The following is a 26944-nucleotide window of genomic DNA, read 5'->3' on the forward strand; positions in this document are numbered from 1 at the left end:
GCATAGAGTCAAAGGCAAAAAAGCCGGTATCCTACTGGCATGAAAAACCACTACTCCTGTGGGCCATTGAAAGGGGTATATCAGTGACAGCTGATTAAGCTGCAGGATTAGCCTATCTCGATAACGTCTCGGTTTTTCTCCGGGGTTTCGAATAGTAAATCTTTGCTAGTCCTTGTCCAACAGGCTCAAGGTATAGGCTATATGCAGGTGCTTTCCGTATATGCCTAAGTTCTCTTTAGCTTATAGTGCACTATCATGATAGGCTGAAGCCTAACTATACAGGGTGTCTACTAAGCGTGGGTAAGTCTTAAACTTAACGCCCAGCACACGGGAGGCCGAAATAAAGCGAAGCGTAATGTAGGCCGTCCTGCCCGGCGTCTTTTTTCGGGCATTCGTGCTGCTTGCTATGCATTTTGATATGCCGAAACCTTTGTAAAGAACAAAACATCGCAAATGCAGCTAAAATATGTACCAGAAGAAGATACAAATTTGAACGAATATAGATCACTTCCCTTAATTTTTTTTACCCTAAATTCGCCGATATTCTCTGACGCCCAATCTTTCATGTGAATCTGTGTACAGGCCCCCAGAACAATTGTTACTTGAACTGTATTAAGTTTCTGATCGCTCCATTTTCTTGGAGCGTTTTCTGGCCATTCACGAAGATCAAACTCGATTTTGACATCTCGATCTTCAAATGACATCCGTATAAGCTCTACAACTTCTCCGAATACCTGGTCTTGAAAGATCCTGTCTAGTGCCTCTCTTGAATTAAGATAGTCTAACCACATATGGTCACTCTATGGATTGCATAACGCCGCTAGCAAGGGCAGCCGGAGATTTACTGCCTGGCGTTGTTAACCATTTTTACAATCTGAAGGTTGATGAGAAAGGTTGAGGATTTGCTTGCCGGCTTTTCCAAGGTATCTGAAATTTACGGTAACTCCGTGATCTACAAATTGCTTCATATCCGAAGATGAGCAGTAATTGTTAAGTACTTTTGGAGACAGATTCTGTTCTAGAGTAGATGCATCAATTTCATCAAATGAGTAATTGGTAAGCGTATAAATATATGTGAATGTGTTATTTAAGCCGACAGTGCTGTCTAGGCGCGTTTCTGAATCTATGATCATCGGCAACAGCTTATTTGTCTCTTCGGCTACTTTCTTTAGGCGATCATTCTGATCTACATTTTCTTTAAATAGATCTTTGACGGCAAAACTCCCTAAGGCAGAACCTATTGCGGTAGCTGCGGTTACTAGGATTATATTCTTTTTGCTTATCTTATTTTCCATTTTACTCTAATTCACTCACTTCTATGGTTAACGCTCCGCTCACCCGCACATACTGCGGAGAGCGTTTTTGTGTAAAGTGGCGCTAGCGACACACAAAAACGAGCGTAGCAGTATGTGTCGGTATGCAGCAGTTTGTTAAGGATTCTAGCTCTCTAGGTCACCATATTCGGATTGTATGTAATAATATGTTTTCTCATAAATACCCATCATTACATCATCATACTTCTCCTCATGAGCTGGATCGTAATTTTCCTCTTCGTCATCAGTGAAAGGATACATTAAAATTGCTTTAGACATCTCAATATCAGCCAAACGCATTAATAGCTTTGCTTCATTCTCATCAATTGATAAATATTCTGAATTGTCCAAATCAATATTTTTAAACACATGCAACAGAGCGTCATATCCTTGATTAACTACAATTTCATTTAGCTCTTTAATCAGTTCGTTAGGGAAATAAATATTTCTTTTAGACATGCTTAGATTGCCTCTGCCTTCTTAAGGGCACCCGGAAACTCTTCGATTATGCGACCAGTGCCTTTTTCTATCTTCACCTTTGTTGACTTTAACTTACTAGCCAACACTTTTAGTTTTTCAGTAAATTCAGCAAGTGACATTTTGCGAGAAACATTCAGAAGCGGATGTGTGAAGTCTTTTACATTAAAAACCAACCCCTCAGGTAAACATTCTCCTCTTGGTAGGACCCAAACGTAACCCGATATTACTGGATTTTTGGATAATTTTTTGATGTTACTAGCAAATGAGAGTCCCTTGCTCGGATTTGGAATGACCATCTCTATTTCATGGTCAGGGTCGTGGATGACAGTAATATCTTTCACTCTTGGGCCACTGGCTCGCACTATTTTTGAGTCTAATGTATTACCACCACCACGATATATTCCAGCCACCCCGTTATAGAACTTCCAAAGGTCATCAGGTCCCAAGATCGTATATTTACTATCTTCTAACTTTTTCTTCATACTCTTCCTCCATTTGTGAAGAACTTTAGATTTTTTGCCCTAACGTTGCTAGCAAGGGCAGCCGAAGCGAAGCGTAGGCTGTCCAGCCCAGCCTCCGGCTGTCCAGCCCAGCCTCCGGCTGGGCGTATAGCTGGCGCGCACTGAATAATCTACTTGCTCTCTGCCAGTCAACTTAGGCTGGCCACAACCCAATAAATTTACAGGGAAAAATACCATACTTTCCCCACCAATTAACTATCTGATTGGCACTCCACAATGCGGCAGCTAACTTGCAGAACTTGTTGACTTAAAATGAAGGACTTGAACGAAACTGCGGTACCAGTTTGCAGGAGAACTCTCTGGCGAAGCGTGTTCAGGTAGAGATTGTTACTTGCAGCAACTACAAACTATCTAATAATTGACCGCCACAATAACGCCTTAAGAAGGGGCTGCCGGTTAGGCAGCCCTTGGTACGCCCAGCATGGGCGTGAACTAATGGGGTGAAAGTCCCCTGTAGGAGGATCACCATTTAATGGGTCCATTAAATGCTAACTACTAGCGAATGGCAACTGCAATACCGCGAGGTCTTGAGGGGAGGAAGCCGCTAGCAAAACTACGAATTGACGGGCAGAAACATCATATAAGGCTTAGCCTGGAGGCGAGGTAGCCAAGGATACCAAAGCCATGTGGTCTAACGGGTAGAGTAAATGATGCAGTTGTGTAGTGAAAGTTCACGTTCTTATCTGGGGAGATCTGTTTAGCTTGCCGCTGTGAAGCTGTCAGCGCGGCTGCTGACTCATAAATAGGCCCTGCCCGCTAGCCACCATAGCGGAGATTAAAAACAAATGGTGGAACACAGAAGCGCCTCGGTCAGCAATGATCAAGGTGATTAAACAGAAGTCAGCCGAGGGCATGGTAGCCAAATGCCAAGTTTAATATTCTGGACAGGGTGAAGGCCTGAACCCAAACTCTACGAGTTAAAAGACAGGGCTAGCCTACCGATGTGTTGCCAGCCGGATATAAAATTGACGTAGCGCACTGCCATGACACTCGACTCAAATGAAGAGCTGCTCAACACTATCGTTGGGTAGAGATTCATTACGGATAGGGAACCGCCCATTGCGGACCCGCACGATGGGTGGTGTGGGGGCCGGTATCTAGAAACTACCGGCTACCCGGTTTAGAGGCCCTACTCGTGCACATATTTAGTAGTTTTACCTTCTGAGTTTGTTGTGATCTTTCCATAGATTCCTTGAGCATTATCTAAGTAATCAATTTGGAAATACACCTTCCCATTAAGCCGCTTTGTTAACATCAAAACGTCACCAGAATCACAAACAAGCTGAATATAATATGCCTCTCCGTTAACCTCCCTCTGTTTTGCTTCTTCGCTACTAATCTCCCCTGAGACTTTCTCCGGAAATACTTTTAGGTTTGCCCTGGCATAAAAGCTCTCTGTTGCATTATCGCAGCCGAAACTATTAACAGATATAAAAAGAATTAATAGTATAAATATACGCATTTTCTATGCCGGCCCTTTAACGCCGCTAGCACCGAGCGAAGCACGCAGTGCGTAGTCCGGTGCCTAGCTTGGTTAAATGCATGTTTAGACACCTTCTCTTTTTAGTAGTTTGACACAACAGAGTGTTGTAAACATATAGTTGCCTTTTTCATGTTCTACTTCGACAACGACGTTATCATTTTCGAGAACGTTATCTGTTGTAACCCATTGTAAGAAGCTTTCTTCTAGTTCACTGTGTGAGTAATCTTCGCCTAACATTACAACACTTGCAGATACATATTCGTTTGGGTCGACATCGTATTCTACGATATCACCCAGCCGTACCTCTTCCCCAGATTCGTATTGCATAACCATTTAACGCCCGCAGCACACGAGGCTTTGTAGTGGAGGCGACGCCGCAACGAAAAAGCCGTCGTTGTGCCTGCGTTTGGTACGCCCAGCATGGGCGTGAACTAGTGGGGTGAAAGTCCCCTGTAGGAAGATCACCGTTTAATGGGTTCCATTAAATGCTAACTACTAGCGAATGGCAACTGCAATACCGCGAGGTCTTGTGGAGAGGAAGCCGCTAGCAAAACTACGAGCTGACGGACAGAAATATCATATAAGGCTTAGCCTGGAGGCGAGGTGGCCAGGGACACCGAAGCCATGTGATCTAACGAGTAGAGTAAATGATGCAGTTGTGTAGTGAAAGTTCACGTTCTTATCTGGGGAGATCTGTTTATCTTGCCGCTGTGAAGCTGTCAGTGTGGCCGCTAACTCATAAATAGGCCCAACTCGCTAGCCACCATCGCGGGGATAGAAAAAATGATGGAATACAGTAGTGCTCCACTCAATAATGAGTAGGGTGATTAAAAAGAAGTCAGCAGACGGCATAGTAGCCAAATGCTAGGATTAATACCTTGGACAGGGTGAAGGCCTGAACCTAAATCCACGAGTTGAAAGACAGGGCTAGCCTACTGATATGTTTCCAGTCGGTTAAAGTTGATGTAGCGCACTGCCATGACACTCAACTCAAATGAAGATCTGCTCGACACTATCGTTGGGTAGAGATTTATTACGGATAGGAACCGCCCATTGCGGACCCGCACGATGGGTGGTGTGGGGGCCGGTAGCTAGAAACTACCGGTTACCTGATTTATGAGCTACCACCGGTTTTGCCACTTACTTTCTACCAAATTGAATTGATGGTTACTGTCGTGCGGTGCAATATTAGCCTTCAAATTAAAGCCCTGACCGCCCACAGCTTGCCAACATTTTGAGAACCACTCAATTAGTTCATTTGTAGCGATATCCCATGGGGCAAGCGACTCATCTTTGCTTGTATACTCTTCTTCTAGCTCATACGGGTATACGTGTTCGATTTTCAAGAAACCTGGATCTACGGGTGAGGGGTATTCTGCTTTTCCATCTACGTAGATAAAGTGCTCTGAATTATCTTTATCCATAAAGAATGCCCGAACTGGGAATCCTGACGAGAACCCATCAACGAAAATCTCAAATACGAGCGTATCAACCTCTTTGGGATAATCGAACTCTATTAATTTTTTGAGAATAGGCCTCAAATCCTCACTCAGGTTTTCTAAGTGCTCTGCGACCTTACCTTTAAATGCTTGCTCGATGTTCATTTCTCTCACTGCTCATAATGCCGCCAACAGAGGCCCGCGCTTGCGCGGGTCCTGTTGCTTGGCCTGGTTAGACGGCTACTTACTCTGCTGGAGTACAATTTTTTGTTCCTTGTCTTGTGCTTTTACCAGATAAGTATTTGTACCCCATCCTCCGGCCTGTAAATAGTCTTGTACTTTAAGATCGAAAGAAACTCTTTCCCCCGTATACGCTTGATCTTCCTTCACGCCTACAACAGGAGTCAAAATAACTTCCCCAGCATTTCCTTTGAAGTTTTCAGGATTACCATGCCAGCGCTCACTAAGGAATACTGATTTTATATAAGGTTTCCACATTGGTTTGTTTTTGATAGTTCCTCTCAATCTGTACTCGATAACAGCCTTGGAATTAAATAAGTACAAGTTGGAGTATATTTCTTTGGTTTCTAATACGTCGATTACTAGGTCGTCTTGGTAGCCCCACCACCCAATTTTATACGTTATGGGTACATCAGATTTTGGTTCAGGTATTTTAGGCTCTAGCGTTTTAATCAGGAACCAGTATGTGGCAGCAAGTAGTGCTGCCACTACGCACGCTATAACGATCGTGATTTTGAGTTTTCTCGACATTCTCAAAGCCTTTTAACGCCGCAAGCAACGGCCGTAATATAGCAGTGAAGCTGCGAAATGGAGGTCCAGCCCACGCAGTGGGCGATGTTGCCTTGCATTGTTAAGCATTTTCCTTGTGCCTAACTTTAGTGAAACCCGCAGCATTTAGAATGCTGAATAACTGAGACAAAATAACCTCATCACGTGAAAGCCTATTTTTGCTAAAGATAACCTCAACAAATGATCTCTTCTTGGTGATCATGACCCTCCACTCACCCAGATTGGATGAGTCGTTTTCGGGAAGCCCGCCAACTCCCAGATAGTAACCACTGCAATCTATTTCCCAACCCCAGTCTTCCTGGTAGATATCAGACACTTCAATACCACTATTTTCGAGGTGAGGTTTTAACCAATTGGCAAAATCTTCACCAAAGCAACCTGGATTAATAAACTGGTCATGCTCTTTTGTGAGATTAAACTGGTCAGTTTCGAAAAATATAGTGCGCATGATCTAGTGCTTAACGCCGCTATCAAGGGCAGCCGAAGCAACGTGTATGCTGTCCAGTCCAGCCCCGAAGGGGTTGGGCGAGCTTGACTAGCCTGGTTATGGCTGGCGCGCTCAGAACTGACTACTAGCACTTTGCCAGCCACAGTTTGGCTGGCCGCTGCCCAATATTTACGAGGAAAGAATACCGCACTTTCCCCAACCAATTCCTATCTTACTGGCACTCCGTGAAATTGCACCGGACGGCCTCTTTTTACAACACTCGAGCGAATACTCTAGGAACGAAACTGCTTGAATAGCAATCAGTAAAATTGCTCAACACCGGATGCTATTTAGTGGCACTAAACCTTCAGTTACCACGAAAAATCAATAAAACCGACCGCCACAATAATGCTTCAAGCTGGGGCGGCCGTTAGGCTGCCCTGGCGCGAAGCGCCCTTGCAGCCTTGACTCGTTATGTGCCCGCACTAGCTTTGGCCTCCTCGAGCTCAAGCAATTTTTCTTGGCGCTCTAAGATCTTTTCCCAGCGGTCCATCAGTCGGGTATTGCGCTCTAGTTGGGCCTTTTGCTGTTTCAGAAGTCCATCGGTAGCTTCAGCTTGCTTTCTCGTAATTTCAAGCTGGCGATCAGACTCCTGAGATTGTTCCCAGAATTTTTCGACTTGGCGATCATACTCTTGATACATATCATCGGCGAAAGAAGACATTGATACTACCGATAATATGAAGGCAAGAATCCATTTATTCATGCTGATGCTCCTGGGCACATTTATATAGTAATCATTCTGACCACTATTATCCTGATTGTTATCTCAGAATCAATTTCTACACCAAAGCCTAAATTTTTATTTAAAACCATAGACTTAAAGCATCCTGATACGACCGTGCAAACTGAAAAAACGATCACTTTGACTACTATCCCAATTTTAACACTAGACCGTAACCCACTGATTTAACTATTATTTTTCGGTGTGTCTCCTTGTTCTCCAATATCACGGTCAATATGATCGTAAATCCCTGAGCTAGCACTCACCAACTTCTACAGATTGGCACTAGTTGGGGGGTGAAGTATCTAGGCTGCCTCTGAATAACTTCGTAATACCTCTACGGATCTTGAAGACTATAGATGTTAGGCGCAGTTCGCCGCGAATAACCGTAGTCCTTTGCAAGCGTTGCGAGACAACAGCTATTGTCTTCAAGGCCCGATCTGCAGGGCTTTCAGAGTGATTCATACACGCTGTAGCGCCTTCTTTTAAAGTCTAGATATTCCTGCAAAGCTGCGGTCTGACTGCGATTGTCCTGTAAGTAGAAGTATCAGTGGGTTGTTCAGATGCCCCTGAACCTCGCAGTAATATCCTAAAAGTCTGCAGGCTATTTTGGTATATCGAGAGATATTTTCTGTAGATATGTGGAAGACATTTCAGCAGTATTGATGATCTATTGTTTTCTGAATTCAGGTATGGGAGTGGGTGGGGATATTAATTTTTTTAGCCATTTTTATGTGCAACCAAAATTTTCAAAACGTGAACAACGAAAAATATAGGCACAAAAATAATCTTATTGGATTTTATTAAGTTTGTTTTAGTGTCAAAGCTGCGTAAAATCGGTGGATATTTATCGGTATTTGGGTCGCCATTAAACAGCCTTCTGAAGACCGGCGACCAAAGAGATTCGAGAGAATCAAGAATTTTCTAAAAACCATTCCCTCAAAGGAGAACGGTAGCGTGACGTAAAAGTAAGTAAAAGGCGCTGACCCAAGGTGCGCTAACACCTAGGGCCAGCTAACCAAATTGATACACGTACTATCAAAATGGCTATATGGATCATACGCTAGAAACCCGCTCGTCTTCAATAAAGTGGAGTCCATTCAGCAGCTTGGAGCGTGTCCCCAGGCTCTGGAAGCGTTGTGCCTGCCCTTTCTACTTCTATGCCTACCGTTCTCGCGCCCCACCTCGCTTTCCTTAAAAGTTACTTCCAATTCCTTCCATTCAGGGAGGTCTACGCATGGTTTGAGTATTCATAGGAAGCAATTATGTTGATCTTAAAGCGCCGGACGGGTGAAAACTTACGGATTGGAGCGAACGTCTCAATTACAGTGCTGGAAGTTAAGGGTAATCAGGTAAAGATAGGAATACGTGCTCCCAAATCTCTACCCGTTCACCGTGAGGAAATCTATAGACGCGTCCAAAAGGAGAGGGTGCTGGGGGATGGAGTTGGTTGAGATTATAGAGCGCTGCTAAGAAGCAGCGTGAGTCCGCCTGGCTATAGGGTTAATGCTCACATAAACGGTGCGCGGCTTTTTTGCGCGCCCGGCGACCAATAGGGAACGTATTTAGTGTTATTGTTAGGGTTTTGTTTGTAATACATTTAAATGAACCCAATAGGTTTTACCATTTAACTCTACGGATGGCTCGTACTCCCAAACTCTATAGCTGATTTGTTTAATCTCGATATTACTTTGATCAATCCATTGGATACTCGGAGGTTGATTAACTTGGCTATTCCAGATCATCCAGTGATTTTGCCACTCACTAGAGTTTTCTAATGTTTGTAACTTTATGTGATAGAAAGGTGCCGTATTGACCCTAGTGTTTGATACGCCACGCTCAAGAACTGCAATCACTGTATTGTCAGAATTCGGATACTCACCAACAACACTCCAATCAAATAAATCTGGTCGAGGCTCAGGCTTACTTGGAAATAAAAAGTTGTAGGCATCAAAGCTCAATACGATTAGCGTTATGCCGCCAACTAGCACTAAGAAATCTCTGAAGTAAACGATCGCTCTCATAAAAACCTAATGCTCATCATAAAGGCGAGGAAGTTGTTGCGAGTTAAGTACCTATTTTCCTCGTACGTTTTGCTGGTGCTTGTATGGTTGTTCTTGTCCGATTCTGATGTTAAAAATTCTTTTCGCTAACGGGTAAATTTAGACCCACCTTCGACGGCTACCGAAGGCCATGTTGTCACAGTTCGTTGCTGCATCGGTTTATAAAGGCTGTTAACAAGCAGGAACGTGACAGACACTCACTAGGCATAACTCGAATAGTCATGTGGGTCTCGAGCCCGAATAGCAAGGCGGAGATAGCTTATCTTAGGAAACTTCAAGAGATCAAGGTCGGTATCGATACCAGTAGTAAATAACTCGATATTTATGTGAGACCTACTGGCCAATTCTTTAGTATTGCTAATGATAAAAATTACATAAGGGATACTATTAAACAACTACAACCTCTTAAACCTCAAAGAGTATTAATAGAGTCTACAGGAAGACTCGAATTAGAGTTTGTTTGCGCCGCTGACAAAGCAGGATTACCTGTTGTTGTTTGCAACCCGTCTCAAATAAGAAGCTTCGCCAAATCCGCAGGACGTCTCCCCAAGAATATCCGCGCTTAAGCTAGAAAAACTCAGAGGGATTAGTGACTTACTGACTGTAAGAAGTCAGTATTTAGAGATGAGCACAATGCAAAAAATCGGCTTCAGAGGATGCCTAAATCAGTGCACAAACCTATACAGATCGTTCTAAACACCATTAAAAGAGATACAAAGAATCGACAAACAACTGGATAAACTGGTTAACAGTGTGTCTGAGTGGCGGCAAAGGCGCGATCTATTGTTGAGCGCTAAAAGGGTCGGAAATGTATTGGCTTATACGTTGATGAGTGAACTTTCCGAGCTAGGAAAATTGAACCGTAAAGAAATTGCTGCACTTGTCGGTATCGCCCCGATGAACCATGATAGCGGTAGCTTCCAGGGCAATCGATGTATCAGCGGTTAGTCGATGCTGGCAAGCCTAAAAAGGTCGCTCTGATTGCTTGTATGAGAAAGCAGATTATGATCCTGAAAAACAATACCTACTGGGATGAAAGTATGGCTTCATAACTTGACGAGTAATTAAAGTCACTTGTTAGGAGTTGCCTGATTAAAGGCCTGGCCCAGCTTGCTGGGCTGTACTTGTTACAGTTTTTTACAAATCATAGATTTGGCACTCAACTATATAAATGGTATTGGTATAAGTAAGTTTGAATGTGGCCACCATAACTATATTTTTATTTATTTCAACACCAACATACTCTTGCAGGTTAATTCCAAAGCTGTGCAGTGGAAGCCTGACAATATTGTTTGCGCCATTTGAAAGAACGACCTCACTAAATTCTAGTTCATCATCTGTCAGCTTAGGTAGTTTCAGTTTTAGCACCGAGAAGTCCTTGCCATCTTCTAAGATGGAAATAAAACCTTTGGTGTTTTCTTGCCGGAGATGAATTTCTTGTCGTTTTTGTTCTGTTTCTAGCTGTATTACTGTGCTCGCAAGACATAAATTTGAAAAACAAAGAAGAATTATTAACGTAATTTTTGCAATCATGCTAATGCCTTGTAATGCCGACAAAAAACGCGAGCGTAGCCAGCCGCCATGATTTGTGGCAATCGTTCTGCTGTTTATTATGCATTAGCTTCTCCGCCAGTCTTTAATGGTTGCAATAAGTAGGGCTATGAAAATTACTAGAAGGAAAAAGGCAATACCATAGCCCACAGCACCATCTACTTTTGCTCCTTTGGCCTCGCAATGCCCATAGGTTATAAGCTGGTATAGCTTTACAAAAGATACGAAGCCACCAGTAAATACAGCGAGCAACATATGCCGTAAATTGAAAAGCTTTTTCCCAAAAGCAAGCTCCCCTCATGACGGAGTCTCGATTTTTCTATCGATGCCTTTTCGACGTCATCAGCGAACTTTGAGATTAGACCTATGCATAACGCTGCCATAAAAGGCGAGCAACTTGTTGCGAGTCCAGCACTGAAAGCGCGTTTTTTTATGGCATTGTTATGTGCTTTGTTCAATTAGTGGTGCTACAAGCAGAATTGTTGGAGCACCTTTTGAGTAATAATATAAACGGAAGTAAGTATACTCTAGGCTTTCACTACCAATACAACCTAGTACGCGTGCCGACTCACCCATAACCTCATAATCATACTCAGTTAAACCAGTATTCGAGATTACCTCGCTTACTTTAGGAATAGAGGTATGTTCAGTCACCTCAATTCTACCCAGCTCCCTCTCCTCCAGTTCCTCAAACTTCAAAACAAATAGTGCATATACAACAAAATCGTTATATTCCTGAATGGACTTTTCTGCTAGTTCAATCCAAACTCCATATAGATTTTTTATTTCACTATTTGATAGAACTTCAACATCTAAAGCAAGTAATTTAAGAGGTGCAAAAAATACCAGAGTAAATAGAAATCTCTTCATTTTATTTGTGCACAAAGTAAGATGCCACCTTGCAGCGCTTTGTTAGGGCTGAACCCGAGCACTGCCTCTATGTTTAAGCCAAAAACGAGAATGATGCTGCGCAACCGATAGCCCTAAGTAGAAACGCTCAATGTTCAACTGCGATTTTGGAAAAGCGAATTCAGGCACGAACATTGATTGTAAAAGTATTAGTGATGCCCCTATCTGGGCAGAAGACTCTGCCCCATGACCGCTATTTATATAGCTGGGGAAAAAGTCCATCATTTCCCTGAAATGAAGACGAGCAATTGCAACAGCAATTTGAGGGCTGACCATACTACCATTTTTAAAGCAGCTCTTTAGGTCTTCCAAGTGAGTTCTATTCTCCGAGACTATGAGACACATATATGCGATCAAGTGCGAACGCCAATTTACATCAAGTAGTTGCTTTTTATAAGCTGCATGCTCGCTTTCAAGCTCAGAAGCTAGAGCACTAAAGATATAAAGATCGCTTTCTACTTCAGATGGTTGAAAACTCAAATTAAGGGCCTTCAGGTAGAAGCTACTATCATTACTGAGCTCTTCTAGCCTCTCAAATACATTCATCCACAAGTTACCCTAACATCTTTAGCACAGGCGCGCTGTAAGCGTTTCCAGGCGAAGGCGATTGTGTCTAAATTTTTTATACATTAGTTACTTCGCTTAAATAGGCTACTAAGAAAGGAGCCCTTTTTGTTCTTTGGTTTTGGAGCTGATAACTTAGCATATTTTGGTACTAATGCTTTTGATCCATGCTGATCAAAATTTATTCGGATTGTATTTTCGCCAGATTCAACGAACTCAAAAATACTTTCTACTTCCCCTGCACCAAACATTGGATGCACTATCTTCATTCCTGGTGTCACGAAGCCAATACCATTAACTTCAAGACTTTCTAGTTCAACTGCATCCATTTTCTTCAGCATGTACATTCCTTACTTAAGGTACATAACGCTTTAATAACCGAGAGCTAAAGCGTAGCTTTGGCTGTCTAGCGCCGTAGGCGCATAGTCGATTGCCTTGGTATGAGCTTTTAGTAAATACAAACTAATGACTCCATTTCATCTTTGAGTTTGGCCACTGGATTCTTTATGATCAGCTCAGGAATTGCGTGTGGCCATGATTCATAAATTGAACCACCTGGTATAACTGGGCAGCTACTTGTCTGATGAGGGTTGCCGTTGAAATCTATCATTTCCATATTGAACTTCAGTATTACATCCTCAAATGGGTTTGATAGAGATAACATCATCATTGTTTTCTCATCCATTTGAGAGAACTTAATGGTGATTGTTTTTTCTGGGCTAACCACCTCTGGTACTTCTTTTAGGTTGACGAGCTTTCCGTTAGCTACGTCGGCTTCTACATAAAACGATTCACCCGGGAGTACAGAGATAACATCATTAAATACTCTTGGCCAATACATGTCCACTTTTTTGTCAACTGGCTCTCCGTCAGTCCTGAACTTTATGTGAATATCTTTCCTACACTCGTTCTTCTGACAGAATTCCTCAAGCGTAAGTTGTTCACTTAGTTGCTCATTATTCTTTTGGGGTTCAGTTTTTCCAATTGGAGCGGAAGCACAACCGAGAATAATCATAGAAGTGATTATTAATAAAATTAGTCTCATACTGTAAACCCTTGGTTGCTTATAGCGCCATTATAAGCGGCTGGAATGGAGTTGGTTTGTTTGCGGTAGCGTAGCGTTAAACTGCAAACGAAGCAACGGAGTGGAGGTCTAGCCGGCTCGCGATGCTTGATAACTTTGTTAAGGCGAATTTAGCTTACGCAACCCTTGAAGGAAGATGGTGGTACCGCCGAAGGGCCCTATAAAACCAAATTTTCTTGAAAAGCATTGCTATAAGGGATAAATAGGAATGCTACACCACTTAAGAATAGGAATGAGCCAACAGCCATAATTGCAACTCCACTAGGTTTCGATACGCGACTTACACATGCACGAATCGACGCCCAAAGGGATAGAAGGAAAGTTACATAGAAAAACGAGTAGCTTAAAAGTGAAGCTTCTCCATTAAGGAACATAAGTATCCTGAAGTAAGATACTATTCCAGTAAATGTGCAGATAATGAGGGGAAACTACGATCGTAAATATACGCTCTTTTTTAGTTGGAACACGATCAATACCCCTATTTCCTCGCAATTTCATAGGGAACCTTAATGCCTCAATAACCGGCGCAGCTTTGCTGCGTCCGGCGCCTGAAAAGACGCGAAGCTGATTGATTTGTTAGTGTTTTTTAGCCAAAAAATATACTGGCTTATACCGCATGCCAAAGAAACCAGCCGGCAATACATAACGAGTTTCTCGTATAAAATTCTCTAGACTATCCATTGTATGTACCTCCCCACGAGATACTGATTCAATAACTTCATCATCTGTTAGTAGTTTACTATCTAAGCAATCAATGTTTTCTAAATAGTCGTAATAGCCATCTATATCTATCCATGCACACTCGTCGCATGATGCTAATTCCCAGAGATTAGTAGCCTTAGGGCATCCAGCAAGGACAGTGATTCCATGCTCTGCACCAATTGCTTTATATACTGATAACTCGCCATTTATTGTTACGAGCACTTCATTATCATCAGAAACCTTCGGTCTCCTAGGGAAGAGTGCTAAAACATGAAACCCTAAGAAGCCGTGAGTGTTTTTTGCCCTATTTCCAAACTCTCTTGAAAGCCAAGGGAAGATTGGTACAACAGTCGAAAACCTTTTCTCTAAGAGAGCTTTCATTCTAGGCACTAACACAAACTCAGCCGAATGCTCACTTATAAAACTTGTTGCCAAAATTCACGCCTTGAAGACTAAAGCGCCAGACTGGCTTGCATTGTTATGGCTTAGCATATTCAAACTTGGATACATCTAGCTGTTGAGATTCCAAATTTATTAAAATTGTGTAGTAATCAGTGTACCAAACATCATCCCTAGAAAAGCCTTCAGTCGAAGAGATATTTACTATGAGTAGATCACTGGAACTGGCATCCAATTTCTCGTAAGGCATGCTTTCTGATCGGTATATCTCATGGCCGACAAATACGGAAGAAAGATTCACACTTTTTAGTTTTACGAGCCGCTCTTTTCGCACCGAGAAAGTAAGAGCGCCGACATTTATTTCAACTTTTGAAACATCACGATTACCTTCGTACAAGGAAACGCTTACCTTAAATGAACCGTAAGGCATAGGCAGAGATCCACTGAGATAGTTTTCATGAACATCAGCGACTTCAATTTCACTAGATATAGCAAGTTGTGAGAAAACCAATAAAACTATAGCGATATATTTGAGCATAGTTACCTTAGCCATAACGAGGGTGTAGAAAAATACAGCCCTCTTTTCGTATTGTAATTTTACGTGAAAATTATCCTATTCATCAGTGAATAGCGAAATCAGAATTTACGAAGAACCACCTTTTATGGCCAATATCTAACTGCACTTGAAGGGTCATAGGTGCACATTAGTTTTTCTACAGCCTGAACGCCGCCAACAGCGTTGGGTGTCCCGCAGAGGGGCGAAGCCCCGGAGCATGCTGCTTGGCCTATTCAACGAAGCTTGGATTTAATCTCCAAGCCCGACTCCTCAGACATGATGATGTACTTACTATCGTACTCACCAGAAGTAAACCCCATAAATAGTTTAATGTATATAGTTTCCCCGCCTAAGGTGGGATAGCCAGCCTCACTTGAAATTTGGATACCATTTATAATGGTTCCATCAAGCATAGCTAGCTGTGATTGATCCAGGTCAAAAACCTTTCCGAAAGCACTAATACTGAGATTTCGCATTTTATTATTAGCAGCGCCCCCTTGTGTCCGCGCTACGCCAGCATCAATATCAAATTCCAGAAATATCTCGCACCTTCTTGAGAAGCGAGTGCCATTCCATTACAAAATATGACTAGCAAAATCAAAAATATGACGTTGTGTCTCATACCTTCACCTAATGCGGTCATAACCGGCAGCCATGTGCGAAGCGCGCTTTAGGCTGTCCAGCCACGAAGTGACATTGGTTGATAGCCTTGTTATGCATTTACGCGTATCTTATTAAAGAATAACAATGGCAGGCCAATAGATAATGCTAGCGACCAATCATAAAAATAAAAACTTATTAGAGCATGAAAACCTATGACATACATTGTTTGTTCGGGGTATTTTCTTAGGAAGAGAAATACGCCACAAGAAAAACAAACAAGCATTGATGCAATACTCAAATAAAAAAATTCTGAACCATTCTCTGTAAGTACATAGATCAAGCTACTCTTTGCCGCTTCATATGTACTTAGTGCCTCTGGCTGGGCAACAAGTAATAGAATTGCCCAGATAGTAAGAAAATAAAAGACGCAAAGAAAATTTAGTGCTCCAGATATTTTAAAACCCATAACCTTCTCATCATGCATGCGCTTGTATGGTTGTTCTTGCCCGATTCTGATGTTGAAAATCGTTTTCGCTAACGGGTAAATTGAGACCCATCTTCGGCGGCCACCGAAGGCCTTGTTTGTCACAGTTCGCTGCTTGGCTGGTTCGTAAAAGACCGATAACAAGTATGAACGTGATAAGCACTCACTAGGCATAACTCGAATAGTCATTCGGGCCTCGAGCCCGAATAGCAAGGCGGAGATAGCTTATCTTATGGAACCTCAAGAGATCAATGTCGGTATCGATACCAGCAGTAAACAACTCGATATTTATGTGAGACCTACTGGCCAATTCTTTAGTGTTGCCAATGATAAAAATGGCATTAAGAAGCTTTGCTAAATCCGCAGGGCGCCTCGCCAAAACTGACAAGTTAGATGCAATGGATATTGCACATTTTGGTGAGGCCATGAAGCCAAGACTATCGGAGCTAAAGCCAGAAAAATCTAGGGATATCAGTGACTTACTGGCGGTAAGAAGTCAGTGTTTAGAGGTGAGCACAATGCAAAAGAATCGGCTTCAGAGGATGCCTAAATCAGTGCACAAACCTATACAGGCCATTCTAAACACCATCAAGAAAGAGTTACAAGGTATCGACAAACAACAGGATAACAGGGTGTCTGAGTGGCGGCAAAGGCGCGACCTATTGTTGAGCGTTAAAGAAGTCGGAAATGTATTGGCTTATACGTTGATAAGTGAACTTCCCGAGATAGAAAAATTGAACCGTAAAGAAATCGCTGCACTTGTCGATATCGCCCCAATGAACCGTGATAGCGGCAGCTTCCAGGGCAAACGATATATTCGAGGAGGAAGGCATCGTGTACGAACAGTTTTGTTTGTCTTCATCATGTCGGCCATTCAGCATCATCCAAAACTAAAGCCGATGTATAAGCGATTAGTCGACGCAGGCAAACCTAAAAAGGTCGCTCTGATTGCCTGCATGAGAAAGCAGATTACGATCCTGAATACAATGGTGAAAAATAACACCTACTGGGATGAAAGTATGGCTTAAAAACTTGACGAGCAAACATAGTCACTTGTTAGCTACTTTTTGCATACGAGTTCACGTCTTGTAGAAGAATGGATAGCCTCCAAGTAACCTAGAACAATCACTAGCACATAGTAGAACGCAAGAACTGGAATGAATATACCAATGAAGGTAAATGTGAAGTCAAAGTACTCATGCGCAATGAGGGCGATAAATAATGCAAACACTGCCAATGCAAGGGATGCCAAATTGTAAACTATGTATGAAATAGGCCCATATAGGTATTTAAGTCTTTGGCCACAGTGGTTGCACTTCAAATTATTTGGGATGAGTGTTGGCTTTGCTACCGACCAGTTTGAAATTTTATTCTTACAGGATGGGCACGTTCCAAATTTGAGGTTCTGGATTAAGTCACTCGTTGGTGGTTTGTATTGACTCATAAGAATGTATAGCGAAGCGCAGTGTAAGCTGTCCGGCGCTGAAGGCGCGTAGTTAATTGACTTGGTACGCCCAGCATGGGCGTGAACTAATGGGGTGAAAGTCCCCTGTAAGAAGATCACCGTTTAATGGGTTCCATTAAATGCTAACTACTAGCGAATGGCAACTGCAATACCGCGAGGTCTTGTGGAGAGGAAGCCGCTAGCAAAACTACGAGCTGACGGACAGAAACATCATATAAGGCTTAGCCTGGAGGCGAGGTGGTCAAGAACACCGAAGCCATGTGATCTAACGGGTAGAGTAAATGATGCAGTTGTGTAGTGAAAGTTCACGTTCTTATCTGGGGAGATCTGTTTATCTTGCCGCTGTGAAGCTGTCAGCGTGGCCGCTGACTCATAAATAGGCCCAGCCCGCTAGCCACCATCGCGGGGGTAGAAAAAAATGGTGGAACACAGCAGCGCTCCGCTCAGTAATGAGTAGGGTGATTAAACAGAAGTCAGCAGGCGGGATAGTAGCCAAATGCCAAGATTAGTACCTTAGATACGGTGAAGGCCTGAACCCAAAATCCACGAGTTAAAAGACAGGGCTAGCCTACCGATGTGTTGCCAGCCGGATATAAAATTGACGTAGCGCACTGCCATGACACTCAACTCAAATGAAGATCTGCTCGACACTATCGTTGGGTAGAGATTTATTACGGATAGGAACCGCCCATTGCGGACCCGCACGATGGGTGGTGTGGGGGCCGGTAGCTAGAAACTACCGGCTACCCGATTTAGCAGCTATGTCCAAAGTGCCCACCTGACTTCAATGAGTTTATGAAGCATGCGGTCATCTTCTTCGTATTGCTGTTCATTTAAACCACATTGTTCTTCTATTTCGAGTCTTTTTAACCACCAAGAATAGAGCGCCTCTAGTTCGACTTTAACTTTTTGATGCTTCTCATCGGCATTCCAGTCAGTGTGACCAATAAATAGATTTTCCTTTTCCACGCAGTCTTTCAGCAACTGAAAGCAGGCATGCAATAACACGCAATCTTTGTCTCGCCATCCATCATCTAGGCTTTCAATTCTCAATATATTACTTGGCTGCATTCGATACTCTTTGTACTGCTAACGCCCCGCAGCACGGGCCGGAGGTCCAGCACACGCAGTGTGCGATTGTGCCTGCGCTTGTATGCATATTACTCGACATTATTTATGCGCTTGATTTGATTGGTTAGATTTTCTATTTCTTCTTCGGTATAAGGCTTAAAAAAATCACTTTCCGTATTCATGTCATCGCAAGATAGCTTTGTCACTGCTGGTTTTTGCATATCTCCGGTGAATTCAGTTTGCACTGATAGCTTACCTTTACATGCTGTTGCAAATTCAAAGCTGTGCTGTTGCAACAATATTGATTGCTCAACTTTAGAATTAATCATTTCATCTTGTCCGCAAGCTGTAACAAACAAGGCGACAAAAGCCCCGAAAAAGAATAATTTTAAATGATGTGACTTCATTAACTTACCTTACTGGTTAATTGCATAACGCGTTTAGCACCTGCGCCGTAGGCGTCGGGTGCCTAAATTTGGTACGCCCAGCATGGGCGTGAACTAATGGGGTAAAAGTCCCCTGTAGGGAGATCACCATTTAATGGGTTCCATTAAATGCTAACTACTAGCGAATGGCAACTGCAATACCGTGAGGTCTTGTGGGGAGGAAGCCGCTAGCAAAATTACGAGCTGACGGACAGAAACATCATATAAGGCTTAGCCTGGAGGCGAGGTGGCCAAGCACACCGAAGCCATGTGATCTAACGGGTAGAGTAAATGATGCAGTTGTGTAGTGAAAGTTCACGTTCTTATCTGGGGAGATCTGTTCAACCTGCTGCTGTAAAGCTGTCAGCGTGGCCGCTGACTCATAAGTAGGCCCAGCCCGCTAGCCACCATCGCGGGGATAGAAAAAAATGGTGGAACACAGCAGCGCTCCGCTCAGTAATGAGTAGGGTGATTAAACAGAAGTCAGCAGACGGCATAGTAGCCAAATGCCAAGATTAATACCTTGGACAGGGTGAAGGCCTGAACCTAAATCCACGAGTTGAAAGACCGGGCTAGCCTACTGATATATTTCCAGTCGGTTAAAGTTGATGTAGCGCACTGCCATGGCACTCAACTCAAATGAGGATCTGCTCGACACTATCGTTGGGTAGAGATTCATTACGGATAGGAACCGTCCATTGCGGACCCGCATGATGGGTGGTGTGGGGGCCGGTAGCTAAAAACTACCGGCTACCCGATTTAAGCCTACCATCTGGTTGCCAGTTTCCCTCTCCGAGAAAGGAACCAACTATTTGTGTGAGTGACAAGCCTAAACATTCTTGAGCTGCCGACTCGCCTGCATCTTCGTAATTTGAATGATTACTGAACTTTGCAAAAGCCGAAAAATCCTGGGATATATTACGGGCAAGAATGTGAGCTAAGTGATAGCTAAGCTCCTGACCTTCATCTATTGCCATAAAGCTCTCTCCTGACCAAAAATCTTGGATAGTATCTTCATTCCAATACCTTTGGTGGCGCTCAACCATTTCTTTATCCAGGAAAAGGCGATTACCTGCAAGTACATCTTCCATCAGAACAGCGATACCTTCATTGAGCCATAATGGTATCGGGAGATGAACCAAGCAAGCATGGGTTAGCTCATGAACTGCAATGGGCTCAGCAAAATTTATATCTTGAGATGGAAACACAAAATGACCATAGCCTTCATTTATGTACATTCCTGAGCTAAGGCCAAACTCACCTTCATTTGGAAAGAACATACCTATATATTCGTAATATTGGTCAATATCTTGAAAGATTAGCGCTACATGCTTTCCAAACCCTTCGTCGGAAGCAATTCCATCAAGAGTGTTTAAAATTCGTTTTAAAGTTCTTTCTAAGAACCCAGAGAAAACGTGAATGTATCGATCGCTTTCATTCGACATTATCGAGAAATTGGGTGATTCTTCGACTCTATAGTCACTGCCAAATTCACTGGCGATTGACTCTAACCATTTTTTGCATTCTTTAGACCATTCAGAATGCAAGTCATCATGACTTAGATCATCTCCAATCCTTTGAGCTATTTCATTCCAATCTGGCTTAATACTCATCGATCTCTCTATTCATTGGGCTTAACGCCGCAAGCAACGGCCGTAATATAGCAGCGAAGCTGTGAAATGGAGGTCCAGCCCATGCAGTGGGCGATGTTGCCTTGCATTGGTACGCCCAGCATGGGCGTGAACTAATGGGGTAAAAGTCCCCTGTAGGAGGATCACCATTTAATGGATTCCATTAAATGCTAACTACTAGCGAATGGCAACTGCAATACCGCGAGGTCTTGTGGGGAGGAAGCCGCTAGCAAAGCTACGAGCTGACGGACAGAAACATCATATAAGGCTTAGCCTGGAGGCGAGGTGACCAAGAACACCGAAGCCATGTGATCTAACGGGTAAAGTAAATGATGCAGTTGTGTAGTGAAAGTTCACTTTCTTATCTGGGGAGATCTTTTCAACCTGCTGCTGTAAAGCTGTCAGCGTGGCCGCTGACTCATAAGTAGGCCCAGCCCGCTAGCCAGCATCACGGGGGTAAACAAAATTGGTGGAACACAGCAGCGCCTCGGCCAGTAATGGCCAAGGTGATTGAACAGAAGTCAGCCGACGGCATAGTAGCCTAATACCAAGATTAATACCTTGGATACGGTGAAGGCCTGAACCCAAAATCCACGAGTTAAAAGACAGGGCTAGCCTACCGATGTGTTGCCAGCCGGATATAAAATTGACGTAGCGCACTGCCATGACACTCAACTCAAATGAAAATCTGCTTGAAGCCATCCTCAGCAAAGAAAATCTTAATGCTGCATGGAAACACGTGCGAAGCAACAAAGGTGCCGCAGGCATTGACGGGATTACTGTCGATAATTTTGTGCAGCACTTCAAGGCAGTTGGCGACGACCTCATCGAGACTATTCGACATGGTCATTACCAGCCGCTTCCCGTCAGGCGCGTCTACATTCGCAAGCCAGATGGTGGCCAGCGTGGTCTCGGGATACCTACGATCTTTGATCGTGTTATTCAGCAGGCTATCGCCCAAATCATCGGTCCCAGTTTCGATAAAACCTTTTCGGAGTTCAGTTATGGATTCCGCCCAAAGCGATCACAGCATCATGCGGTGAAAAAGCTGCAAAAGTATATCGAGGGTGGCAAGCGAATAGCGGTGGATGTCGATTTATCTAAATTCTCCGATCGGGTAAATCATGATTTCCTCATGAGTTTACTTGGCCAAAGAATCAGCGATAAGCGCTTACTCAAACTGATCGCAAGCTACTTGCGTGCAGGAAGAGTAGAAGATGGATGCTGGAAAGCCTGTCATGAGGGGGTGCCACAAGGTGGCCCTTTATCGCCGCTGCTGTCTAATATTGTACTCGACCTGCTCGACAAAGAGCTGGAAAAACGCCAACACAATTTCGTCCGCTATGCGGACGATTTCGTAATTGTCGTTTCCTCTAAACGCTCAGGTGAGCGGGTTATGACGAGCATTAAACGCTTTGTTGAGCTCAAACTTAAACTCAAAGTTAACGATGCTAAAAGCCAAGTAGTCCCCGTTAGTCGTTGTAAGTTTCTGGGTTTTTCTTTCCGTGGAGCAAAGCTTGTCTGGCATGATAAGTCACTGCGCCAATTTAAATACCACGTCCGTCAGATTACAGGACGGTCCCGTGGCATTTCGATGGAAAAGAAACTGAAAGAACTTACCGTATACCTCCGTGGTTGGATCAACTATTTTGGAATAGCGCAAGGCTATCAAAAATGTATTGATCTAGACTGCTGGATACGGCGGCGATTAAGAATGAGCTATTGGAAGAATTGGCGCAGAGTGAGAACGAAAGTTAGAAATTTACTGCGTATGGGTGTGAGTGAATCGCTGGCAGTTACCTGCGGCTCGTCCGCTAAAAGTTACTGGCGAAGCGCAAAAACTGAGGGTATTCATATTGCGCTTAATAATGAGTTCTTCGAAGAGATGGGTTTGATTTCATTGCGAGATCGTTGGGTAGAGATTCATTACGGATAGGGAACCGCCCATTGCGGACCCGCACGATTGGTGGTGTGGGGGCCGGTAGCTAGAAACTACCGGCTACCCGATTTATGTTTTTACTACACATTTTAGCTTTACGATTTTTGAGAATTCTAAAACTTCGTATCCTGTACCGACTAAACTTAAAAGCATAAGAGTAACAAAAAAACCTAGCGAAAGAGCGGGAAATAATTTACCGAGAGCAAAGGCCAATCCCAGCATTATTAGCGCAATCCAGCCAAAGTAGCGACGAAATTCACATTTCTTTATATCAGGCAATAGAACGCTATTACATACTGGACATTTGTAGATAACTGGATCGTCACCACGCTCACTTTCCTTTATTGCTACGCCACCACAATTGGGGCAACCTGTATCAATTTTCATAGAGCGATCCCTAAACATAACGCTTCAAACACGGGCTGACAAACGCGTAGCGGTTGGCAGTCCTTGGTGCTTTGACTTGTTACACATTTTCATTCCATCAATATTTTCATCATTTGCTCATGACGATTCAAAAAATCTTTCGTGATGGCATAATGCTCAGTATCTTCGTATTTTACTTCATATATACCTGATTCAGAAAATTGATATATTTTTGAGCGAGGGTAAGCAAGTAATATTGGAGAATGTGTAGCAATAATAAATTGGGAATTTTCTTCTACTAATTGATGAATTGCGGAAATCGCCGCCATTTGACGTGCTGGCGATAATGCAGCCTCAGGTTCATCCATGATATAAAGGCCATTACCTCGAAGTTTGTTTACTAATGTGGCCATGAATGATTCCCCATGTGACTGTTTATGGAGAGACTTTCCTCCATAACCCCCTAGGTAACCTGTTTCATCCATTAGAGTTGCCAAATTATAGAAGCTTTCAGCTCTTAAAAAATATCCATCTTTAGGATGTTTGAAACTCTTAATTGACTTTAAATACTGGTGTAATTCAGAATGAGTTCTACTTGTAGAAAAAGTTGATTGTTTCGTACCACCTTCCGGATTGAAACCTTGTGATACAGCGATAGCTTCTATCAGGGTTGATTTACCCGTTCCATTCTCTCCAACGAAGAAAGTTACATCCGCATGAAAGTCGAGGAAATCAAGCTCTTTTACCGCAGGAATACAAAAAGGATATGAGTTAAAGTTTTCAATATCATTCCTTTTTAACTGTATTTCTCTTAAGTAAGGCCTATCTTGGAAGCTCATTCTTTTCCCTAGGTGTAACGCCCATAGCAGGCGCATTGATGGAGGTGATTGTTTTTATGCAAGCGTAGCGGATAGCATAAAAATCAAACACCGGAATTGATGTCGACCTGACTATGATTGTTAAGTGGTAAACGCAACCAGATGACTGCGATGTAAAAACCTACAAAACCATAGATGGGCCAGTGCCACAAAAATGGATTACGCCAATCAGGTGCTGGGAATAAAGCAAACCAGCTTATTGCCAGCAACACTATAGCTACCGAATAAATCTTGATAGAGATCTTTTCTGAAACTAAGTGGGATACTACGGCACTGATTGCGCCAGAAATAGCCGCAGAAAGGATAATGTGCGAATCCGAAAATAAATCGCTAGCCAACTCTGCTAACAGCATCATAATGATACCGAAGCTAGTGCTGGCTGAAGCTATGCCACACCAAATGCCGAGAAGTTGCTTTTTCATATGTACACTTAACGCCCGCATTTGCGGCTGGTTTGGAGCGCAGCGGAAAACCAGTCCGACAACATGCGTTTGGTACGCCCAGCATGGGCGTGAACTAATGGGGTGAAAGTCCCCTGTAGGAAGATCACCGTTTAATGGACTTCATTAAATGCTAACTACTAGCGAATGGCAACTGCAATACCGCGAGGTCTTGTGGGGAGGAAGCCGCTAGCAAAACTACGAGCTGACGGACAGAAACATCATATAAGGCTTAGCCTGGAGGCGAGGTGGCCAAGGACACCGAAGCCATGTGATCTAAAGGGTAGAGTAAATGATGCAGTTGTGTAGTGAAAGTTCACGTTCTTATCTGGGGAGATCTGTTTAACTTGCCGCTGTGAAGCTGTCAGCGTGGCCGCTGACTCATAAATAGGCCCAACTCGCTAGCCACCATCGCGGGGATAGAAAAAAATGGTGGAACACAGCAGCGCTCCGCTCAGTAATGAGTAGGGTGATTAAACAGAAGTCAGCAGACGGCATAGTAGCCAAATGCCAAGATTAATACCTTGGACAGGGTGAAGGCCTGAACCCAAAAAGCCACGAGTTAATAGACAGGGCTAGCCTACCGATATGTTTCCAGTCGGTTAAAGTTGATGTAGCGCACTGCCATGAAACTCAACTCAAATGGAGGTCTGCTCGACACTATCGTTGGGTAGAGATTGATTACGGATAGGAACCGCCCATTGCGGACCCGCATGATGGGTGGTGTGGGGGCCGGTAGCTAAAAACTACCGGCTACCCGATTTATACGTTACAGCTAAAATCATCTACTACACCCCACACTATTGCCGCCATAAACATACACCATGTAATTAGGATTAAACGTCGTCTCATACCAAAATTTGATACATATCTTGCCTCTGGTACATGAGGCACATTCATGGGTAACTTTAAGAAGAAATTAATATTTAAATTTACTAAATAGGTAAAGCTAAGAAACAGAACAAATGGCCTACCTTTATCTGCGGGGCAGGAATAATGACTCGCTGCCAAAATTGCAATGACTAAGTACGATAGGAGTAAAATCCATTTAAGAGCTTTGTTGTTCATTTTATCCGAAGCGTATAACGTTGCCAGCAAGGGCAGCCGAAGCAGAGCGTAGGCTGTCCAGCCCAGCCTCCGGTTGGGCGATCTTGCCTGGCCTGGTTATGCATTTTACTCTGCTACCTGCACCATATCTTTGATTTCAGACTCCACCTCATTGGTGTAACCATACTGCCAATTTGGAAATGGAGCTATTAAAAGAGCTACCCAGCCTTGCATTGAGGTAACTTTAACCTGACCAAGCTCTTGTGACCCGGATGAAACACTGTATGTATTGATGCAGTGGGTAGGGATAATGCCTAGCGTGAGTACGTACATCATTGGTTCAAAACAATGATTGCCTTCTGGCCACTTATTTACTCTTGTTACGGCGACAGCATCTTTATCGCTTATAGCTTCACTAAATTTGTCCTCCGGCTCAACTTTATAGGTTGCGCATGCCGAAAGAAGCGAGATAAGTATGATGAGTGGTAATTTATTCATGATGCATAACGCCGCCAGCACAGGCCGGAGCACGCAGTGCGGAGGTCCAGCCCCGAAGGGGCAATTGTGCCTGGCCTTGTTAAGCGCTTTGCCATTGCTCGATTACCTGATTATATTTTTGGTCTGCTTGCCCCTCAGTATCATCACATGAAAAGTAGGCAATACTTAGAGCGCAATACTGGTCTGTGTGTTTTTCAATTTCTCGCATTAGTTCGATAGCACGAGAAACTGAGATAACTTTGCTTGCTAATAGAGCAGAAGCCGCTTCTTTTATGGGTTCTAGAAGCTCATGGGAGAAACCGTTGCACCAATAATTATATAGGCGCTCTTTTGTTTCTAGCGCCACTTCACTTGGTGCACGAACTATCTCATGAAGAACCATAAACGAAGCATTTGCTGATATTGCTCTCCCTTGTGTGATTAGATCGATTGCTCTCTCTTTATCTTTATAGGGAAAGCTGAAATCAATTGATTCTATAAATTCTTGCTCAGTCATAATTGCCGCTTAACAGTTAATTCAAAAGAAGCGTCTTTATATCACCCTTCTATATAATTCTGGTGCAGTCATCCAAGATTACCCAAAAAACATAGCAATATCAGTAGGTTAGAGGCTTTGGCGCAATCCTCAACAGGTAGATATATAACAGCGGCTATATATCTACCTGCTTTTCTTGCTCGTGACGATAGTGCCACCCCCTTTAAAGTCAATGACTTAGCTCGCTCTCTCCAGAAATAGGAGAAGCTTCTCTTGAATTCTGATATTGAAAGTAGAGCAAGATATGAAATGCTGTATATCAGACAGTTTGAAGAGCAATGTTATGGAAGATATTCGCGGTTGAATACCAAGTAAGACTGAATGCTTCGCGGGAGTCTCCTGGTAGCATATTTGAAGTTAAGTACGGTTGTTTTAGGAAGGAGAGGTAAACTTATACTCACTGGGAGAAGCAGTTCATGTATTTTGTTAAGGAAAATAGCCTCACTGATAGGGTGGGGAGATTGCGAGAGGCCTCTC

31 protein-coding genes and 1 pseudogene are annotated in these 26944 nt (G+C 43.2%); 4 read left to right on the forward strand and 28 right to left on the reverse strand.

What is annotated here, in order from left to right; translation table 11 throughout:
• Positions 1–404: 404 nt before the first annotated feature.
• From P0078_RS16820 to P0078_RS16865, 10 genes are all read right to left on the reverse strand, one after another.
• The gene (locus P0078_RS16820) at positions 405–791 is read right to left on the reverse strand and encodes an Imm50 family immunity protein (protein WP_282931078.1); all 387 of its coding nucleotides are present in this window, start codon (positions 789–791) and stop codon (positions 405–407) included.
• A 66-nt stretch (positions 792–857) separates the two neighbouring features.
• On the reverse strand, positions 858–1295 hold the full coding sequence (locus tag P0078_RS16825) for a DUF8479 domain-containing protein (protein WP_282931079.1): 438 nt from the start codon (positions 1293–1295) through the stop codon (positions 858–860).
• Between the two features lie 144 nt (positions 1296–1439).
• Positions 1440–1772 (reverse strand): hypothetical protein, encoded by a 333-nt coding sequence (locus P0078_RS16830; RefSeq protein ID WP_282931080.1) that lies wholly within the window; start codon positions 1770–1772, stop codon positions 1440–1442.
• Positions 1773–1774: 2 nt separating this feature from the next.
• Complete coding sequence (locus tag P0078_RS16835) at positions 1775–2275, reverse strand: hypothetical protein (protein ID WP_282931081.1); 501 nt, start codon at positions 2273–2275, stop codon at positions 1775–1777.
• A 1168-nt stretch (positions 2276–3443) separates the two neighbouring features.
• Entirely contained in the window at positions 3444–3776 is a 333-nt protein-coding gene (locus P0078_RS16840) for a hypothetical protein (protein WP_282931082.1), read from the reverse strand.
• Between the two features lie 84 nt (positions 3777–3860).
• Positions 3861–4124 (reverse strand): hypothetical protein, encoded by a 264-nt coding sequence (locus P0078_RS16845; RefSeq protein WP_282931083.1) that lies wholly within the window; start codon positions 4122–4124, stop codon positions 3861–3863.
• 794 nt (positions 4125–4918) lie between these two features.
• Positions 4919–5401 carry a hypothetical protein gene (locus P0078_RS16850; RefSeq protein ID WP_282931084.1) on the reverse strand — a complete coding sequence of 161 codons (483 nt, stop codon included), beginning with the start codon at positions 5399–5401 and terminating at the stop codon, positions 4919–4921.
• Positions 5402–5476: 75 nt separating this feature from the next.
• The gene (locus P0078_RS16855) at positions 5477–6007 is read right to left on the reverse strand and encodes a hypothetical protein (RefSeq protein WP_282931085.1); all 531 of its coding nucleotides are present in this window, start codon (positions 6005–6007) and stop codon (positions 5477–5479) included.
• Positions 6008–6107: 100 nt separating this feature from the next.
• Complete coding sequence (locus P0078_RS16860; RefSeq protein ID WP_282931086.1) at positions 6108–6494, reverse strand: recombinase family protein; 387 nt, start codon at positions 6492–6494, stop codon at positions 6108–6110.
• 451 nt (positions 6495–6945) lie between these two features.
• Positions 6946–7239 carry a hypothetical protein gene (locus P0078_RS16865; RefSeq protein ID WP_282931087.1) on the reverse strand — a complete coding sequence of 98 codons (294 nt, stop codon included), beginning with the start codon at positions 7237–7239 and terminating at the stop codon, positions 6946–6948.
• 1283 nt (positions 7240–8522) lie between these two features.
• Between P0078_RS16865 and csrA the strand changes: the two genes are divergently transcribed.
• Positions 8523–8711, forward strand: a complete 189-nt coding sequence (csrA, locus tag P0078_RS16870; protein ID WP_108732074.1) for a carbon storage regulator CsrA — start codon at positions 8523–8525, stop codon at positions 8709–8711.
• A 123-nt stretch (positions 8712–8834) separates the two neighbouring features.
• On the opposite strand, the gene P0078_RS16875 is transcribed toward csrA, so the two are convergent.
• Positions 8835–9281 (reverse strand): hypothetical protein, encoded by a 447-nt coding sequence (locus tag P0078_RS16875; RefSeq protein WP_282931088.1) that lies wholly within the window; start codon positions 9279–9281, stop codon positions 8835–8837.
• A gap of 822 nt (positions 9282–10103) precedes the next feature.
• Between P0078_RS16875 and P0078_RS24775 the strand changes: the two genes are divergently transcribed.
• On the forward strand, positions 10104–10268 hold the full coding sequence (locus tag P0078_RS24775; protein WP_502867281.1) for a transposase: 165 nt from the start codon (positions 10104–10106) through the stop codon (positions 10266–10268).
• Positions 10269–10457: 189 nt separating this feature from the next.
• Here P0078_RS24775 and P0078_RS16885 read toward each other — a convergent pair whose 3' ends face one another.
• The 9 genes from P0078_RS16885 to P0078_RS16925 all read right to left on the reverse strand — a co-directional run bounded on the left by P0078_RS16885 (position 10458) and on the right by P0078_RS16925 (position 16277).
• Entirely contained in the window at positions 10458–10853 is a 396-nt protein-coding gene (locus tag P0078_RS16885; RefSeq protein ID WP_282931089.1) for a hypothetical protein, read from the reverse strand.
• A gap of 459 nt (positions 10854–11312) precedes the next feature.
• A complete protein-coding gene (locus P0078_RS16890; RefSeq protein ID WP_282931090.1) occupies positions 11313–11741 on the reverse strand; it encodes a hypothetical protein in 429 nt (142 codons plus the stop codon).
• A gap of 42 nt (positions 11742–11783) precedes the next feature.
• Positions 11784–12326: a hypothetical protein gene (locus tag P0078_RS16895; protein WP_282931091.1), complete on the reverse strand. Its 543-nt coding sequence runs from the start codon at positions 12324–12326 to the stop codon at positions 11784–11786.
• 83 nt (positions 12327–12409) lie between these two features.
• The gene (locus P0078_RS16900) at positions 12410–12685 is read right to left on the reverse strand and encodes a CarD family transcriptional regulator (RefSeq protein ID WP_282931092.1); all 276 of its coding nucleotides are present in this window, start codon (positions 12683–12685) and stop codon (positions 12410–12412) included.
• Between the two features lie 107 nt (positions 12686–12792).
• A complete protein-coding gene (locus tag P0078_RS16905; RefSeq protein WP_282931093.1) occupies positions 12793–13389 on the reverse strand; it encodes a hypothetical protein in 597 nt (198 codons plus the stop codon).
• A 615-nt stretch (positions 13390–14004) separates the two neighbouring features.
• Positions 14005–14565: a hypothetical protein gene (locus tag P0078_RS16910; protein WP_282931094.1), complete on the reverse strand. Its 561-nt coding sequence runs from the start codon at positions 14563–14565 to the stop codon at positions 14005–14007.
• Between the two features lie 43 nt (positions 14566–14608).
• Entirely contained in the window at positions 14609–15082 is a 474-nt protein-coding gene (locus P0078_RS16915) for a hypothetical protein (RefSeq protein ID WP_282931095.1), read from the reverse strand.
• A gap of 236 nt (positions 15083–15318) precedes the next feature.
• Positions 15319–15561 (reverse strand): hypothetical protein, encoded by a 243-nt coding sequence (locus P0078_RS16920; protein WP_282931096.1) that lies wholly within the window; start codon positions 15559–15561, stop codon positions 15319–15321.
• 236 nt (positions 15562–15797) lie between these two features.
• Entirely contained in the window at positions 15798–16277 is a 480-nt protein-coding gene (locus P0078_RS16925; protein WP_282931097.1) for a hypothetical protein, read from the reverse strand.
• 127 nt (positions 16278–16404) lie between these two features.
• Here P0078_RS16925 and P0078_RS16930 point away from each other — a divergent pair.
• Positions 16405–17200: pseudogene (locus tag P0078_RS16930) on the forward strand (IS110 family transposase).
• A gap of 1196 nt (positions 17201–18396) precedes the next feature.
• Here P0078_RS16930 and P0078_RS16935 read toward each other — a convergent pair.
• The 3 genes from P0078_RS16935 to P0078_RS16945 all read right to left on the reverse strand — a co-directional run bounded on the left by P0078_RS16935 (position 18397) and on the right by P0078_RS16945 (position 20746).
• Complete coding sequence (locus P0078_RS16935; RefSeq protein ID WP_282931098.1) at positions 18397–18708, reverse strand: hypothetical protein; 312 nt, start codon at positions 18706–18708, stop codon at positions 18397–18399.
• Positions 18709–18797: 89 nt separating this feature from the next.
• On the reverse strand, positions 18798–19115 hold the full coding sequence (locus P0078_RS16940; protein ID WP_282931099.1) for a hypothetical protein: 318 nt from the start codon (positions 19113–19115) through the stop codon (positions 18798–18800).
• A 761-nt stretch (positions 19116–19876) separates the two neighbouring features.
• Positions 19877–20746, reverse strand: a complete 870-nt coding sequence (locus P0078_RS16945; protein WP_282931100.1) for a hypothetical protein — start codon at positions 20744–20746, stop codon at positions 19877–19879.
• Positions 20747–21428: 682 nt separating this feature from the next.
• On the opposite strand from P0078_RS16945, the gene ltrA reads away from it, so the two are divergent.
• On the forward strand, positions 21429–22700 hold the full coding sequence (gene ltrA, locus P0078_RS16950; RefSeq protein WP_282931101.1) for a group II intron reverse transcriptase/maturase: 1272 nt from the start codon (positions 21429–21431) through the stop codon (positions 22698–22700).
• A gap of 72 nt (positions 22701–22772) precedes the next feature.
• Here the strand turns inward: ltrA and P0078_RS16955 are convergent, their stop codons facing one another.
• The 5 genes from P0078_RS16955 to P0078_RS16975 form a co-directional block, all read right to left on the reverse strand.
• Entirely contained in the window at positions 22773–23090 is a 318-nt protein-coding gene (locus P0078_RS16955) for a hypothetical protein (RefSeq protein WP_282931102.1), read from the reverse strand.
• A gap of 89 nt (positions 23091–23179) precedes the next feature.
• Positions 23180–23908, reverse strand: coding sequence for an AAA family ATPase (locus P0078_RS16960; protein ID WP_282931103.1), 729 nt, complete (start codon positions 23906–23908; stop codon positions 23180–23182).
• Positions 23909–23991: 83 nt separating this feature from the next.
• Positions 23992–24369: a hypothetical protein gene (locus tag P0078_RS16965; protein ID WP_282931104.1), complete on the reverse strand. Its 378-nt coding sequence runs from the start codon at positions 24367–24369 to the stop codon at positions 23992–23994.
• Positions 24370–25560: 1191 nt separating this feature from the next.
• Positions 25561–25932: a hypothetical protein gene (locus P0078_RS16970; RefSeq protein ID WP_282931105.1), complete on the reverse strand. Its 372-nt coding sequence runs from the start codon at positions 25930–25932 to the stop codon at positions 25561–25563.
• 79 nt (positions 25933–26011) lie between these two features.
• Positions 26012–26428, reverse strand: a complete 417-nt coding sequence (locus tag P0078_RS16975; RefSeq protein ID WP_282931106.1) for a hypothetical protein — start codon at positions 26426–26428, stop codon at positions 26012–26014.
• Positions 26429–26944 lie beyond the last annotated feature (516 nt).

It is taken from the genome of Microbulbifer sp. VAAF005 (assembly GCF_030012985.1).
Classification (GTDB): domain Bacteria; phylum Pseudomonadota; class Gammaproteobacteria; order Pseudomonadales; family Cellvibrionaceae; genus Microbulbifer.